The 15,919-nt window shown below is 28.1% G+C and carries 14 protein-coding genes; 5 read left to right on the top strand and 9 right to left on the bottom strand.

Annotated features, from left to right (window positions below; translation table 11 throughout):
- On the top strand, positions 1-1,524 hold a 1,524-nt coding region (locus E6248_RS05725; protein ID WP_316339856.1), incomplete at its 5' end, for a methyl-accepting chemotaxis protein.
- A 240-nt stretch (positions 1,525-1,764) separates the two neighbouring features.
- On the opposite strand, the gene E6248_RS05730 is transcribed toward E6248_RS05725, so the two are convergent.
- The 5 genes from E6248_RS05730 to E6248_RS05750 form a co-directional block, all read right to left on the bottom strand.
- The gene (locus tag E6248_RS05730) at positions 1,765-2,058 is read right to left on the bottom strand and encodes a hypothetical protein (protein WP_316339857.1); all 294 of its coding nucleotides are present in this window, start codon (positions 2,056-2,058) and stop codon (positions 1,765-1,767) included.
- A 90-nt stretch (positions 2,059-2,148) separates the two neighbouring features.
- A complete protein-coding gene (locus E6248_RS05735) occupies positions 2,149-3,534 on the bottom strand; it encodes a HAMP domain-containing sensor histidine kinase (protein ID WP_316339869.1) in 1,386 nt (461 codons plus the stop codon).
- A complete protein-coding gene (locus E6248_RS05740) occupies positions 3,527-4,201 on the bottom strand; it encodes a response regulator transcription factor (RefSeq protein ID WP_316339858.1) in 675 nt (224 codons plus the stop codon). Before E6248_RS05740 ends, E6248_RS05735 begins: the two co-directional genes overlap by 8 nt.
- 281 nt (positions 4,202-4,482) lie before the next feature.
- Positions 4,483-4,845, bottom strand: a complete 363-nt coding sequence (locus E6248_RS05745; protein WP_316339859.1) for a hypothetical protein — start codon at positions 4,843-4,845, stop codon at positions 4,483-4,485.
- A gap of 600 nt (positions 4,846-5,445) precedes the next feature.
- Positions 5,446-6,021: a hypothetical protein gene (locus tag E6248_RS05750; RefSeq protein WP_316339860.1), complete on the bottom strand. Its 576-nt coding sequence runs from the start codon at positions 6,019-6,021 to the stop codon at positions 5,446-5,448.
- Positions 6,022-6,726: 705 nt separating this feature from the next.
- Between E6248_RS05750 and E6248_RS05755 the strand changes: the two genes are divergently transcribed.
- The 4 genes from E6248_RS05755 to E6248_RS05770 all read left to right on the top strand — a co-directional run bounded on the left by E6248_RS05755 (position 6,727) and on the right by E6248_RS05770 (position 10,128).
- The gene (locus tag E6248_RS05755) at positions 6,727-8,031 is read left to right on the top strand and encodes an ectonucleotide pyrophosphatase/phosphodiesterase (RefSeq protein ID WP_316339861.1); all 1,305 of its coding nucleotides are present in this window, start codon (positions 6,727-6,729) and stop codon (positions 8,029-8,031) included.
- Positions 8,032-8,102: 71 nt separating this feature from the next.
- A complete protein-coding gene (locus tag E6248_RS05760; RefSeq protein ID WP_316339862.1) occupies positions 8,103-8,294 on the top strand; it encodes a hypothetical protein in 192 nt (63 codons plus the stop codon).
- Positions 8,295-8,459: 165 nt separating this feature from the next.
- On the top strand, positions 8,460-8,801 hold the full coding sequence (locus E6248_RS05765) for a DUF1801 domain-containing protein (protein ID WP_316339863.1): 342 nt from the start codon (positions 8,460-8,462) through the stop codon (positions 8,799-8,801).
- A gap of 88 nt (positions 8,802-8,889) precedes the next feature.
- Positions 8,890-10,128: an MFS transporter gene (locus E6248_RS05770; protein ID WP_316339864.1), complete on the top strand. Its 1,239-nt coding sequence runs from the start codon at positions 8,890-8,892 to the stop codon at positions 10,126-10,128.
- A gap of 206 nt (positions 10,129-10,334) precedes the next feature.
- Here the strand turns inward: E6248_RS05770 and E6248_RS05775 are convergent, their stop codons facing one another.
- The 4 genes from E6248_RS05775 to licT all read right to left on the bottom strand — a co-directional run bounded on the left by E6248_RS05775 (position 10,335) and on the right by licT (position 15,679).
- Entirely contained in the window at positions 10,335-10,949 is a 615-nt protein-coding gene (locus tag E6248_RS05775) for a VanZ family protein (RefSeq protein WP_316339865.1), read from the bottom strand.
- A 321-nt stretch (positions 10,950-11,270) separates the two neighbouring features.
- Entirely contained in the window at positions 11,271-12,707 is a 1,437-nt protein-coding gene (locus tag E6248_RS05780) for a 6-phospho-beta-glucosidase (RefSeq protein ID WP_316339866.1), read from the bottom strand.
- A gap of 16 nt (positions 12,708-12,723) precedes the next feature.
- Entirely contained in the window at positions 12,724-14,637 is a 1,914-nt protein-coding gene (locus tag E6248_RS05785) for a beta-glucoside-specific PTS transporter subunit IIABC (RefSeq protein WP_316339867.1), read from the bottom strand.
- Positions 14,638-14,836: 199 nt separating this feature from the next.
- Positions 14,837-15,679, bottom strand: coding sequence for a BglG family transcription antiterminator LicT (gene licT, locus E6248_RS05790; RefSeq protein WP_316339868.1), 843 nt, complete (start codon positions 15,677-15,679; stop codon positions 14,837-14,839).
- Between the last annotated feature and the right edge of the window lie 240 nt (positions 15,680-15,919).

Below are 15,919 nucleotides of genomic sequence, written 5' to 3' on the forward strand. Positions count from 1 at the left end.
ACATATAATTATCTTAGCAGTAAGCTATTAATTAATACTAAAGATGTTTCTGAGAGAAAAGAAATAATACAAAATATCGCAAATAACAATAACAGAAACACTCAGCTAATATATTTATATGGCAAATCTATTACTTCAAATGAAAATAAGGAAAGATTTGATGAAATAGTTTCAATCCTAAAAGATATCGAAGAAGTCTCAGATAAAATTATAGCCTTAGTTGAAGATAATACAATAGATGAAGCTTCTAATTATATTGAAGACCTTGATACTCTAAGAGAAAATCTTACTTTTAAGTTAGATAAACTAATAGGATTGAATAATCGTTGGGCTGAAGATTCTCTTATAAAGAATAAAGAAACATATAATTCTTCAGTTAAAATTACAACTATAGTGCTAGTTCTATCATTAATAATTGCATTAATATTTGCAACAAGGATAACCTCTAGAATATCAAAATCAATAAAGAAAATACTGACTTTATCAAATAGATTAGCAAAATATGACTTATCTGAAAATATAAATATAAAACATAAAGATGAGTTTGGTGAAATTGCAACTTCATTAAATATAGCTCAAGAAAATTTAAGAAATATAATAACCTCAGTAATTAATAGTAGTGACAAGGTTAATTCTTCTAGTGAAGATTTATCTACTGCTATTAACGAAGTTACTTGTAAATTCGATCAAATTAATGACTCCTCATTAGAAATCAGCTCTACAGTTGAGGAAACTAGTGCTATAACAGAAGAATTATCTGCCTCTATACTAGAAGTAACTTCAAGTATAGAAGTACTTTCTGAAAAAGCTACTGACGGTAACATAAATGCAGAAAAAATAGAAAAAAGATCTACTAAAATTAAAGATAATACTGAATATGTAATTAATAATACAAGTAATATTTATAAAAGCTTTGAAAATGATATAAAGATATCAATAGAAAAAGGAAGAGTTGTTAATGAAATAGTGAGTATGGCAAATTCTATTGAAGCAATTGCTGAACAAACAAACCTTCTAGCTTTAAATGCAGCAATAGAGGCTGCTCGTGCTGGAGAACAAGGAAAGGGATTTGCAGTAGTTGCAGAAGAAGTTAGAATGCTTGCTGAACAATCTAAATCTTCTGTTCAAAATGTGAAGAATACTATAAATGAGGTAAAAACAGCATTTAATAATATTACAGATAGTAGCAATAACCTACTTCACTTTATTGATGATGAAATAATGAAAGAATTTAATAACTTTATAAATGTTGGTGATAAGTATGAGAAAGATGGAATGTTTATTAGGGAAATGAGTGAAAATATAGCCTCTATGTCTGAAGAAGTTTCAGCTACAATGAATGAGCTAAGTAATGCTGTTCACTCCTTAGCTTCTATGTCACAAAATTCATCTAGCAATGTTACCAATGTAAAAGATAGTATTAATGATACTAATAATGCTATATCACTAATGATTGATTTATCTAAATCTCAGTCTGATTTATCTAGTGAACTTAATGAATTAGTATCTAAATTTAAACTGTAATTAATATATAATAAATTAAAATTGTAATTAATATTCAAATTATATGGTTCTGTCACACAAAAGTGATATCAATAATAAAAGAGAGAGTATCTAGTTTTGTTTTTACACAAAACTAGATACTCTCCTTTAATAAAATTTTATATTATGAATGAAGTAATTTCAAACCAGTTACTTCATTCATTTTTTACTCATAAATGTGTTTATTCATTAATTATTAGTTATTAATTGTGCGCCAGCACCCTACAGGCTTCCCCTATTTCTCATCATACCATCGCCAGAGCCACCACATCTGCCTCTACCCATTCTTGAGTTATTTCCTTTTCCGTATCTTCCATTTACTCCATCATACTTTTCATTATAATATTCACAATTAGGATTTCCCCAATAATCATTTTCTACATTATCTTCTATTTCATTAATAGTAGATTTTCCATAACCTAAATTTCCTTCATTTGTTTCTGCTGAAGCAACTATAGCCCCAACTCCAACAGTAAGTGCAGAAATTATTGCAATTGATAAAAATAGTTTTTTCATAGTTACTATACCTCCTCAATAACTTATACCTATATAATAACTATTACTTTTCATAAGATAATGATGAATTTGTGATGAATTTGTGAAAAGTTATATTTTTTTAATTAATTTATTAGGAACTATAAAATAAAACTCGCTTCCCTCACCTAACTTGCTTCTAACACCATATAAAAATCCATGTGCCATAATTATTTCTTTGGAAATTGCTAATCCAAGGCCCATTCCACCACTCTTATCTCCCTTATAATATCTATCCCATATATTTTTTAAGGATTCTTCATCTATACCTATTCCATAATCTCTAACATAAATTTCTACTCCATTATCTATATTTTTAATTCCAAAAGTTATCTCATCTCTAGTACTTTTAGAATATTTTATAGCATTAGTAATAAAATTAGTCAAAACTCTATATAAGTAATTGCTATCTATTTTAATATAATAATTGCTGTCTTCTAATTCATTTTTAAGAACTAAATTTTTATTTATACTTACTATATTTTTTAATTTATAGTAGCTTTCATTGATAAAATCTACAAGGTTTGTATCAGCAAGGTGTATAGTACTTTTATTTTCTCTAAGCTTACTTAGTACTAATATTTCTCCTACTAAACTTGATAAAATATCTACTTCCTCAATAATATTAGTAGCATAATCTACTACCTCTTCCCCTTCTACTAGACCATCCTTTATTACTTCACTATTAGCTCTAATAACACTTAAAGGAGTTTTTAAATCATGACTTACATTACTAATAAACTCTCTTTGCATAGTGTCCTTTATTTTAAGTTCTTCTGACATTTTATTAATGCTCTTATTTAATTCCTCAATCTCATCATTAGTAGTTACTTCTAAGGTATTTTCATAAATACCTTTAGATATGTTATCTGCTCTTTTTTGCAAAGCAATTATTGGCTTAGTAAATTTTTCACCTAAATAAAAAGCAATAATAATTGATAATACTAGTGAAAAAATAAATATAGCTACAATTATTAAATTAACACTTTTAATTAGAGATCTAATTTCTTCATAATCCTTGTACACTACTATATCTCCATAGTCTGACGATTTTTTTATACCAATATAAGTATTACCATCATTATCTTTAAAAATATCCTTATTCTTAACACTTGCAAAATCTATATTTTTACTATGATTCATCATTCCCATTTTGCCCATATGTCCCATTCCACCACTTGAATTGTTACCCCCTGAGCCTTGTCCCCTACTCATTGTCCTACACATATTCTTAACTGATCCATCATTAACTAACACAGCATATATATCAGTTAAATCAATGACAGTATTATTCTTAGCTGCTTCTAAAACATACTCGCTTGCAATTTCTAAGTCTGAATACTCATTATTTATGTAGATTTTCGGCAATATAGATGATGTTAAAATAAATCCTACTAAGATTACAACTATGTTTATAAGTACCATGTATTTGATAATTCTTTTACTAATCTTATTCATCTTCAACTGTAAGGCTATAGCCTACCCTCCATATAGTTTTTAAATTATCTCTAAAAACTTCTATCTTTTCTCTAAGTTTCTTTATATGAGTATCAACAGTTCTTGTATCTCCAAAGAAGTCATATCCCCATACCTTTAAAATCAAATCTTCCCTTGAGAAAACTCTATTCTTATTCTTAACAAAAAATATCATTAGTTCATATTCCTTAGGTGTTAATATTACTTCCTCACCTTTTTCAAATACTCTTCTATTATTCTCATCAATATTTAACTTTCCTATATTAATTTCACTTTCAATTTCTTTTAATGTACTTTTTAATCTTAAAGAAACTCTTAGCACAAGCTCCCTCATACTAATAGGCTTTACCATATAATCATCTGCTCCAAGTTCAAGTCCAAAAATCCTATCTTCCTCTTCTCCTCTAGCACTAGTTATAATTACCTGAGTCATCTTATTTAAAGACTTAACCTTCTTTAAAAGATACCATCCATCCTTGTAAGGCATCATTATATCAAGGATTACTAAGTCATATATATTATTTTCTATTAATTCTTCTGCTATCTTACCGTCACTAGCTAGTTCTATATTATATCCTTCCTTTTCTAAATATAATTTCATAACCTTGCTAATTTGCTTTTCATCTTCTACTATTAATATTTTTGACATTTTTCCTCCATAAATTTTCATTAGTATTCTTAAAACCAATATATCATATTATTACTTAAATTAATTATTTTTAACTCCTTATTTTATCTAAATGGGAATCTCAATATTAAAATTCCTAACCAATAATGGAGATAAGACAGGGTTTCTCATATTAAAATAGAAATCTTAATTCTAAAGCTCCTAGAAATAATTGAAGTAATACAAGGTTATCTCATATTAAAAGGGCTATATTAATTCTAAAGCTGATAGTAGTAATAAAACTAATCCAAGATTATCTCATATTACAGTGAGAATATTAATGCTAAGGCTGCCAGACTAAAATTAATTGGGTCATCACTTACATAAGCATTATTTCCAAAGAATAATCCAGGATCCTGTTCTAACCTATTTAATATAAACAATATATAGTAATTTAATGGAGAAATATTTATTGTATTTGTATAAAGTGGAAGAATAGCATTATGGTTGGATATAACCATATTTAAAGATGGCGTATAATCAACTGTTACTTTAGGCATATTTTCAAAGGTTTCTTTAATAAAGTTATTAGCTGCCTCATCATTATGAATAATATTCTTTGATGAATGCTGAATATTTCCAAGCTCTACTTCATTAATATATATCCCAATTAAATATGTAGTCAAACTAATTTGCAGGTTTGTTTCAACATTTGAATTTCCAAATGAACAGTTAATATTTGTATTATTAATTGCTGAATTTGTGCTTATAAAGAAAAATAATCTATTATTATTTCTAAAAATTAATTCTCCATCTTTAATTATTGGATTGCTATTACCTAAAACTCACTACAAGAAGGTACTTCTCCACCAGCAAAGGGTTTACAATTATCCCTACTCATTTTCATACCACCCCGCTCTAATATTTCTACAAATCTTATTGTTTCTCTACTAATCTAGCTACATTTAATAACTTATAAAGTCTCTTACTAACCTGCCTATTCATTAGCAAATCTAAGTAATCCTTTATCCCCTGAAATTTTACTTTAGATAGTATATTACAGTATATGTTTTAAGATTTGAATATAACGGCAAATATAAATATAATATGTTCCATAAAATAAACGGCTACAAAAAGGAGTCAACGGGTTCTGTTTTGAGGTGCAAAAAGTTTTTCACAATAAAAATCACAAGCACTTTCACAATATAAATCACAGCAAAATAGCCAAAAGAAAGGTCGAGCATATGCCCGACCTTTTTAATTCGCATTAGTTTAAAATTTTAAACTTATTTTTTTATTTCTTCGCACACCAATTTTATAAAAGAATTCTCTTCATTTTTCTCAAGTAAGCTATCTAACTCTTCTTTTGATAAAAATCCTAGTCTTTCCATTGTTAAACCGTACCCACCATCATTACTATGAAATAAATACACTTCATCTCCTATATTAAATTTTCTAGCTCCATTAAAATAATAATTTGCTAATTTAAACATATCTTCTTCTATGTCTAAATTACTATATGCCCCATCAAACATTATTCTTATTTTATTTTCTTGTATACTTAGTGATATATTAGTATCTTCTATCTTATCCTCTGTTGGTCCATATGCCATACCTAATAGAGTCTCTTCGCTTACTTTTTCTTTATTTTTATAAACTTCATATACTACATTTAGTTCATAACTTTTATCTGTAGGTAAGTTTTTTAACTCATATTTAAACGCTCTATTTCCAGTTAGAGATAATATTTCCATTTGTTCATCTGTAAATTCTTCATATTTTATTGTAAAATTTTCATTTTTAGTACATCCATTAATAATTAAGGTACTCAATATAATAATTAAAGCCAATATTTTTTTCATCTTTTACCCCCAGTAATTTATATTTTTGTGATACCTAATTTATAAAAACCTCTATCTTTTTTAATAAAATATTTCCTTAGATTAAAGGTTATGTTTCATATTTAAATTCAAAATATAATACTATTGCGAAATATTTATTTAACAGTATTATAACATCATCTTCAAACATCTTCCATTTATTCTTTAGTAAACTGACTTTTCACTTGAAAAATCACATTAAAATCCGTACTGTTAATAAATTTATTAGCGGTGTGAATTTACTTGTGAATTTGTATGTGTTTTTATAAAAAGCAACTCTAAATCTAGCTTTTATCGCACTTTAGAATTGTATGAATTTTAATGTGAAATTTGATGTGATTTTAAGTTTTGCACCTCAAAACCGAAACCGTTGAAAAAGAAGTTCTAGCCACTTAATATATTCAGAGTGTAACATTAAATTTTATTGAAATTCAGCTTCTCTGAATTTCTTCCTTTAATAGGCATGCATCCCCAAGTTTAAATTACTCAAAAGGAGTCTTTAACATATTGTGCGTAGGTCGACTTGGAGCTTGCGAGGTCGACTGAGCATAATATGTTAAAGACTCCTGCATAATTTAATATAATTAACTTATTTTAACATTATTATTACATAACTGATATTCTATTTCATTTAACAATTCGGTATAATTAACATATAGACCAATTTTTATAAGGATGGCGAAAGAATTGAAAACTAAACATTTAATAATTATTTCCTTTGATGCTGTGTCTTCAGAGGATGTTTCAAAATTAAAGAATTTAAGTAATTTTAAATATCTAATAGATAATGGTAGCTTAATCACCAATGTTAAAAGTGTTTACCCTACCTTAACATATCCAGCTCATGCAACTATAATGACTGGATTATATCCTAAAAATCATGGAATAGTTAATAACACTCTAAATAAATTTTCTGACCTTAACCCAAATTGGTATTGGTACAGAAAATATATTAAAAGTAAAACTCTCTATGATTTAGCAATAGAAAAAGGCTTAACTACAGCCTCCCTACTATGGCCAGTCTCTGGACGAAGTAAGATAAAATATAACTTAACTGAAATCTTTGCTCCTAAGCCTTGGCAAAATCAATTAGTTATGTCTGCCCTATCAGGTAGTCTTTCTTATCAACTAGATTTAAATAAAAAATTTGGCTATTTAAGAAAAGGCTTGGCTCAACCTGAGCTTGATAACTTTGTTCATGAGTCAGCTAAATATACTATATCTAAATATAAGCCTAATTTATTACTTATTCATTATACTGATGTTGATACTAATAGACATTATCATGGCTATGATAGCAAGGAAGCTAATGATGCTTTAATAAGACATAATGAAAGACTTGGAGAAATAATAGAATCTTTAAAGGAAGCAAATATCTTTGAAGAAAGCACTATTGTTACTCTTGGAGATCACAGTGCCTTAGATGGTGATTACATGATTAGATTAAATTCACTATTTAGGGAAAATAATCTTTTATCAGTAGATTCAAAAGGTAAAATCACTAATTATAAAGCAGTTGCAAAAACTTGTGATGGATCTTCTTATGTCTACTTAAAAGATAAAAATGATACTGAAACATATAATAAGGTTAAAAAACTCTTAGATACTGTTCTAAACTCTAAAGATTCACCTATAGAATTTATTTTAAATGGCAAAGAAGCAGAAAAAGAAGGAGCAGATCCTAATTGTAGCTTTATGGTAGAAGGTTCTCTTGGCTATTACTTTATAGATGAAGCCTTAGGTGAATTTGTAGAAAAAGTTCCTGAAAATGAAGTCGGAAATGTATCTCATAGAACTAAAGCTACCCATGGCTATCACCCAAATAAGGATAATTACAATACCTTCTTTATGGCATATGGCTGTGGAATAAAAAAGGGAATTGAGATTGATGGTGGCAAGCTAATAAATCATGGACCTACTCTTGCAAAACTATTAGATCTTAACTTTGGAAATGTAGATGGGGTTTCTGAAGATAGAATTCTAGACCTATAATCATGCACTTTATATAAATGCAAAAATAAATAATATATAACCTATATTATTTACCTATAGGAGGAATTCAATTGAATAATAAAGATGATATACTTTCTAAATACCTTGTTACTGGAATGATAATTGGTTCCCTAGTTGGTGTTATTTTTTCAATAATTATGAGGCATAACACCTTTTTCTCAATAAGTGGCACAGGTTTTGGGCTAGTATTTGGTTTAATAATTGCAAATATTACATGGTCTTTGAAGAATACAAAAAAATAATATTACTAATTATTATATTATGAACTTTAATTATCTTAAATGGATGAAGTGCTTTTTAATATACTTGATACTAATAGACTCAATTGACTTACCGAAATATAGTACATTAAGCTTATTTCCATATATAGGTTTTAATTTTATTATTTAAAATATATGAGGTGAATAATGAAAGAAGATATTTATAATTATTTAGAGAGTTTTGAATATCTAACTAAAGAAAGATTCGAAATGTTATATAAACTTATTTATGAAAGTACTTCTAAAAATATCAATGAAAAATTATGGGCCAAATTACCTTCATTTTATGTAGATGATAAAGTTGTTCGCTTTATTCCATTTAAAGATCATATTAATATTCAAGCAGAAGCTGTTATTCTTCACAAAGATGAATTATCAGAATATAAGATAACACCAAAAGGAATGTTACAAATCTTTCATAATCAACAGATTCCATCTGAGTTATTGAAAGTGATATTTAAAGAAACTTTCGAAAGAAACATAATTTGAAAACAAATCTAAAAACAGTATTTTTACTTTTAAACTCATCCTATTGAATCTCTATAACAATTGCTAATTCTAAAAAAAGGGGGAAATTATGAAAAGTTTAACTAAACAAGAATTAAGCTGGGCCCTATATGATTGGGCTAACTCGGCTTACTCAATGACTATTACTTCATCTGTCCTTCCAATGTATTTTAAATCTGTAGCTGAGGCTGGTGGAATGTCTTCTTCTAACTCAACTGCACTATGGGGATATACTATATCCCTATCTACACTGGTTGTATCAATGCTTGCACCAATTTTAGGTACAATAGCAGATTATAAAGGTAATAAGAAAAAATTCTTTAAGACCTTCTTTAGTGTTGGAGTGTTAGCTACTACACTACTTGCTTTTGTTCCAGCAAATAATCCTATACTACTACTTATTTGTTATGGATTTGCCTTAGTTGGATTTTCAGGTACAAACATATTTTATGATGCCTTTTTAGTAGATGTAACTACTAAAGAAAGAATGGACAAGGTATCTTCAGCAGGTTTTGCTCTTGGATATATAGGAAGTACTATACCTTTTATAATATCTATTGCAGTAGTTTTACTTTCTCAAATGGAGATAATACCTATATCACTACCATTAGCTTGTAAGATAACCTTCTTAATAACAGCTGTTTGGTGGCTTGTATTTACTATTCCAATATTGAAAAATGTTAATCAAGTTTATTATATAGAACCTGAAAAGGAACCTATTAAGAAATCCTTTGAAAGACTACTTAAAACATTAAAAGCTATAAAAAGTCATAAGAATATATTTGTTTTCCTAATAGCATACTTCTTCTATATAGACGGAGTTGATACAATAATCGGAATGGCTTCATCCTATGGAACAGACCTTGGAATATCAATGGTATCATTACTTATAATATTATTATTAACACAATTTGTAGCCTTTCCTTTTACAATTCTTTATGGAAGACTTGCAGAAAAAGTTGGGGCTAAAAAACTTCTTTATGTAGGAATAATTACTTATATCATAATTTGTATTTATGGATACTTTATTACAACTGCCCTTGGCTTCTGGATACTTGCAATGGCTGTTGGATCTGCTCAAGGTGGAATACAGGCAATTTCAAGATCCTTCTTTGGTAAAATGGTACCTAAAGAAAATGCAAATGAATTCTTTGGATTCTATAATATCTTTGGGAAATTTGCAGCAATAATTGGTCCCTTCTTAGTTGCAGTAATAACACAAGCAACAGGGCAAACAAGAAATGGAATTCTAAGTCTTATAGTTCTATTTGTAATAGGATTCTTTGCCCTTGGTAAGGTTAAAGAGTAAGTTTTAAAATACGAAGCATTTTGAAATGAAAAAATTAAGAAATGAAAGAATGAAAAAATGAAGGAAGAGGTTTTGCAACGCAAAATCTCTTTTGTTTTACAGATTTTCTTAAAAAAATCTGTAAGGATTTTTTTAGACATTCTTTCATTTTTTAATTCTTTCATTCTTTCATTACTAAAATGCTTCACATTTTATTACAATTCTCCTTATATTATAAATACGCTTATTATTGCTATAAAAACATATAAATATGGTTCTAATCTAATAATCTTACTTTCAAAATCCTTAGTATCTACAACTGTTTTTCTAGTTAACTTGCTAAATACTTTTCTTAAAGAATTAAATATAATCCATCCAATAATTGTACCTAATGTATTCATTATTAAATCATTAATATCTGTTGCCCTATTCTTAGTAAAAAGTTGTCCTATTTCTATTATGAAAGAAAATATTATTCCATATGATAATGTGTTTAAGAAACTTCTATACTTCTTCCATAAGGTAGGTAATAAAAATCCAAAAGGCATAAAGAAAATTATATTTAATATACCTGAAATATCAAATCCATCCTTAAAAGGTATTAAATTTATATTAGGATTAAATATAACTTCATTAAGTCCAGATAATCTTCTCCATTCACTTATTGATGGGAAACCAACAACTTCTGCTAATGCAATTATTAAATAAATCATAAACATATATCCAAATATGTTGTGCTGCACTCTAATTTTTTCTTCTTCCTTATAGCTAATTCTCATTACAATACTTATTAATATTGTAAGTAAGACTAATGCTAATATTAAACTTTTCAACTCATTCATACATTATCCCCCTATGTATCAATACATATATAAATCTATTTAATTATGTTTTTTAATACCTCACACATACATAAATAATTATACAAATAACTTCTTAATATTTGCTTAAGTCCTCCTTAAAATCCTCTTAATAGTAAAATTTAAGTAAATATAAAAGCAGAAATCCAAATTAATGAACTTCTGCTTTTAATATTTAATAGCAAATTTAAAATATTGTAAATAATAGAGATGATTTTTAACCTATATGAACATATAATAATATATACTCATATATATCTTTTATAACAATAGGATATTACCATCTTTATCCTATAAATATCTTTACTCTAAATCCTCACCATTAGTTTCTATAACCTTCTTATACCAATCAAAAGATTTTTTCTTAGTTCTTTTTAAAGTACCATTCCCATCATTATCTTTATCTACATGTATAAATCCATAACGCTTTTTCATTTCTCCTGTAGATGCACTTACTAAATCAATACATCCCCAAGTGGTATATCCAAATATATCAACGCCATCTACATCTATAGCATCTCTCATGGCTTTTATATGCTCTCTTAAGTAATTTATACGATAATCATCGTTTATTTTTCCGTTCTCATCTATAATATCTATTGCTCCTAATCCATTTTCTGCAATAAATAATGGCTTTTGATAACGATCATATAAACTATTTAATGTAATACGGAATCCTAATGGATCTATTTGCCATCCCCATTCACTTTCTTGTAGATAAGGATTTCTTAAAGTTGGGAATACATTCCCTTGTGTTAACTTATTTACTTCTGGGTCTGCACTTGTTAATGCAGTGTTATAGTAGGATAAGGAAATAAAGTCTACAGTATTATTCTTAAGTAATTCCTTATCTTCCTCCTCCATTATTGGCATAATTCCTTTGCGTTCCATCTCTTTTATGGCATAGTTAGGGTAATATCCTCTTGCTTGAACATCTATAAAGAAATATCCTTCTCTATCATTTCTATATGCCTTCCATACATCATTAGGATTACAAGTATTTGGATAAGTACTTCCAGCTGCAAGCATACAACCTACCTTATTGTTAGGATCAACTTCATGGGCAATTTTAGTAGCAATAGCACTGGCAACTAGTTCATGATGAATAGCCTGATATTGTGCCTGCTCAAAATTTTCTCCTTCTTCCTTTAATAGTCCTGCTCCCATAAATGGTAAATGTAATATCATATTAATTTCATTAAATGTTATCCAGTGCTTTACTAACCCCTTATAACGTCTAAATATTACATTACATAAATTTTCATAGAAACCTATAAGCTTTCTATTTCTCCATCCACCATACTTCTTTATTAAGTGAATTGGACAATCAAAGTGGGTAATTGTTACTAGAGGTTCTATTCCTTGCTTTTTACATTCTTTAAATATATCTTCATAGAATTTCAATCCTTCTTCATTTGGAGTTTCTTCATCACCATTTGGGAAAATACGACTCCATCCGATACTCATACGATATACCTTAAATCCCATCTCTGCAAATAAAGCTATATCTTCTTTAAATCTATGATACATATCAATACTTTCTTTTGCTGGATAATAATGTTTATCATCAAATTCTAACATCTTCATTGATCCATCCATTACAGAAAAACGATCTTCTCCATATGGAATTACATCTACATTAGCTAAACCTCTTCCACCTTCATTGTAACCACCTTCACATTGATTAGCAGCAGTTGCTCCACCCCATAAAAAATTCTTTGGAAATCTTTCTTTCTTCATTTCACTAACCTACCTTTTAAAAAATAACTGTTAGAAAATCTTTGCTATTTTCAGTTAATCCACTTTCTATAACATCAAAATATTGATCATGATTTGTAACAACTATAGGTGTTATAGTAGAATAACCTTCTTCTTCAATTGCCTTTATATCAAATTCAAGTAGCTCATCACCAATTTCAACAATATCACCTTGATTTACTTTAGGGCTAAAATGATTACCTTGTAAATTAACTGTATTCATTCCAACATGAATTAAAAGTTCTATTCCTGACTCACTAGTTAATCCAATAGCATGATATGTTGGAAATAAAGTTGTAACAGTTCCTTTTACTGGTGATTTAACTATACCTTTAGATGGTTTTATAGCTAGCCCTTTTCCAAGCGCTCCTTCCGCAAATGCATCATCTGATACATCTTTCAATTGTACTACCGTTCCTTCTATTGGCATTCTTAACACTTCTTTTTCTAAATTTGATTTAATTACATCTTTTTTATTTTCTTCTGCTTCTACTTCATCTTCTTTTTTATCTTTAAAGAAGATCATAGTTAAAGCAAATGCAAGAGCCATAGCTACAATAACACCAATTACAGCAACTATAAGACTATCCATACTATTTGTTGCTGGATCTATGAATGATGGGAACTCAAATATACCTGTTCCCCCCATAATATACTCTCTTAAATCAGCAAATCCATAATATGCCCCTGCTATCCCTGATGCAATACAACTTATAATAAATGGCTTCTTAAGTGGTAATAATATTCCATAAATAGCTGGTTCTGTAATACCAAATATTCCCGAAATAGCTGCTGGAAGGCATAAGTTCTTTATCTTTTTATCCTTTGTCTTAATCATTATAGCTATTACAACAGCAGTTGTTGCAAAAGTTGTTGCAAATACAGGCATCATAACATTATCGTAACCTAATGTTACTACATTGTTCATATAAATAGGAACAAGCCCCCAATGAAGACCAAAAATAACGAATATTTGACCAAATCCTCCAAGGATTGCTCCTGATAATAGAGGTGAGAATCCACGTATAGCCACTACAACATTAGCTATTATTGTAGCCATATAAGTAGCTATTGGTCCAACCACTAGGAAACCTAATACTAACGAAAATATTAATGTTAACATTGGTACAAAGAAATATTTAACTAACTCTGGAACTATCTTATCGAATAATTTTTGGAATTTAGCTGCAACATAGCATACTAAGATTACTGGTATTACTGTTGAAGTATAATTCATAGCAATAATAGGTAATCCTAAAAACTCTATATATACCGGTGAAGCAAATGTTGTTCCTTCAAACAATGTATATAATGGTTCCATGGTTGCTGATAATGTGCCTTGTTGTATTGATGGATAACATAATGCTAATCCAATCAACAAACCAACAAATGGCATTAATCCAAACTTCTTTGCTGATGTATAACCTAACATAACTGGTAGATACATAAACATTGCATCACCAATTGCATTTAAAACTATATAAGTTCCACTCTCTGGTGTAATCCAAGCTAATGCACTAGCTAAAGCAAGGAATCCCTTGATTATACCTGCTGCAGTTAACACACCTAAAATCGGCTGGAAAATACCAGAAATAATATCAATAACTTTATCAAATACTTTCTTATCTTTATTATCTTCACTCTTCACTTCACTTTCAGAAGATATACCTGCTAGTTTACAAACATCTTCATAAACCTTAGATACATGGTTACCAATAACAACTTGATATTGTCCAGCTGATTTCATTACTGTAACAACACCATCCATATTCTTTAAAACAGTATCATTAGCCTTGGATTCATCTTTTAATTGAAAACGCAATCTAGTTATACAATGAGTTAAGCTATTTATATTTTCCTTTCCACCAACATTTTTAATAATATCTTTTGCTAATTGTTCATATTTTCCCATTTTTAATACCTCCATCAATTCATTTCTTAAGTAAATATGAAATATGAAGGTTTGGCCAACCTAATGTCACCACCCAAAACGAATATCTGTTTTTCTATTGTTTAGCCAACTTAATGTTACCACCTAAAACAAACATTAATTTTTCTTTTGATAAACTGCTAAAGCCCCTCTTTCCTACTAAAATTTTTATAATAATATATTAACTAGTTTGTTTATTTAAAATTCTAGCTATATGAATTGTTAAATATAATTTCTCTTCATTGGAAATTATATAATCATACTTTTTATAAATAAACTCACTAATTTTATTGACACATTTATATGAATCTTGATATTTTACTTTAATCATATCTAATAAATTATCATCATTTTCATCATCATAAGTTTTTCCTGCTATAAGTCTTTGTGCAAAGAATTTTATATGAGTTATAAATCTATAGAAATACACCGATTCTTCATCGAAAGTAATTCCTAAATTGTATTTAACTATATTTATTATTTCTTGCATAACCTTCGTTATATCATACATATTAGATAAACTTTCATCCATTAAACTATTTGCAATATGTGTTGCTATAAATCCAGCCTCATCTTCTGGTAAATCTACTTTTATTTTTCTTTCAATTATTTTTAATGCTTCTAGACCTATGGCAAACTCATCTTTATAGAATCTTTTTATATCCCATAATAAAACATTTTTTACCGTTATTCCTTCTAAGTGTCTTTCCACTGCAGTCTGTATATGATCGCTTAAGGAAATAATTAAATTTTCATTTAACCTTTTTCCTAGTTGAAGTTTTGCATACTTAATAATTTCATCTGCAAGATCAACATATTCTATAGGCAATTCTTTTAACAATTCAGTTAACTTGTTAGCCATACTTTTATCAGATAAAGTAAATACCTTATCAATCATACTTTCATCTATTTCATCCCCAACACGTTTCTTGAATGCTATACCTCTTCCCATAACAATCTGTTCTTCATTGTTTTTACCTAAAATTACAATAACATTATTATTTAATATTTTATCAATAATCACATTATCACCTCCAAATAAAAAATACCTACACAAAATTAATTATAATACAATCTATATATTGTAATTAATTTTATGTAGGTTTAGCTTGCCAAGCAATCACTATCCTAATTTAAAATATTAATTTATATTCAAAATATTATCATACATTAAATATAAATGCAATTGTTTTCTTATTGCAAAAAACTATCACTAATTTTAAATTTGCACACTACTTCGCAAAATCTTCTTCATTATTTATCC

This window comes from Clostridium sp. (assembly GCF_032552055.1).
In the GTDB taxonomy this organism is placed as follows: domain Bacteria; phylum Bacillota; class Clostridia; order Clostridiales; family Clostridiaceae; genus Clostridium.

What these genes read in the sequence shown, in the direction of transcription:
- E6248_RS05775 (WP_316339865.1), bottom strand. Translation starts at nt 10,949, where the DNA reads ATGAATGAGTTGAAAAGTTTAATATTAGCATTAGTCTTACTTACAATA.
- E6248_RS05750 (WP_316339860.1), bottom strand. Translation starts at nt 6,021, where the DNA reads ATGAAAAAAATATTGGCTTTAATTATTATATTGAGTACCTTAATTATT.
- E6248_RS05730 (WP_316339857.1), bottom strand. Translation starts at nt 2,058, where the DNA reads ATGAAAAAACTATTTTTATCAATTGCAATAATTTCTGCACTTACTGTT.
- E6248_RS05780 (WP_316339866.1), bottom strand. Translation starts at nt 12,707, where the DNA reads ATGAAGAAAGAAAGATTTCCAAAGAATTTTTTATGGGGTGGAGCAACT.
- E6248_RS05785 (WP_316339867.1), bottom strand. Translation starts at nt 14,637, where the DNA reads ATGGGAAAATATGAACAATTAGCAAAAGATATTATTAAAAATGTTGGT.
- E6248_RS05740 (WP_316339858.1), bottom strand. Translation starts at nt 4,201, where the DNA reads ATGTCAAAAATATTAATAGTAGAAGATGAAAAGCAAATTAGCAAGGTT.
- E6248_RS05770 (WP_316339864.1), top strand. Translation starts at nt 8,890, where the DNA reads ATGAAAAGTTTAACTAAACAAGAATTAAGCTGGGCCCTATATGATTGG.
- E6248_RS05735 (WP_316339869.1), bottom strand. Translation starts at nt 3,534, where the DNA reads ATGAATAAGATTAGTAAAAGAATTATCAAATACATGGTACTTATAAAC.
- E6248_RS05765 (WP_316339863.1), top strand. Translation starts at nt 8,460, where the DNA reads ATGAAAGAAGATATTTATAATTATTTAGAGAGTTTTGAATATCTAACT.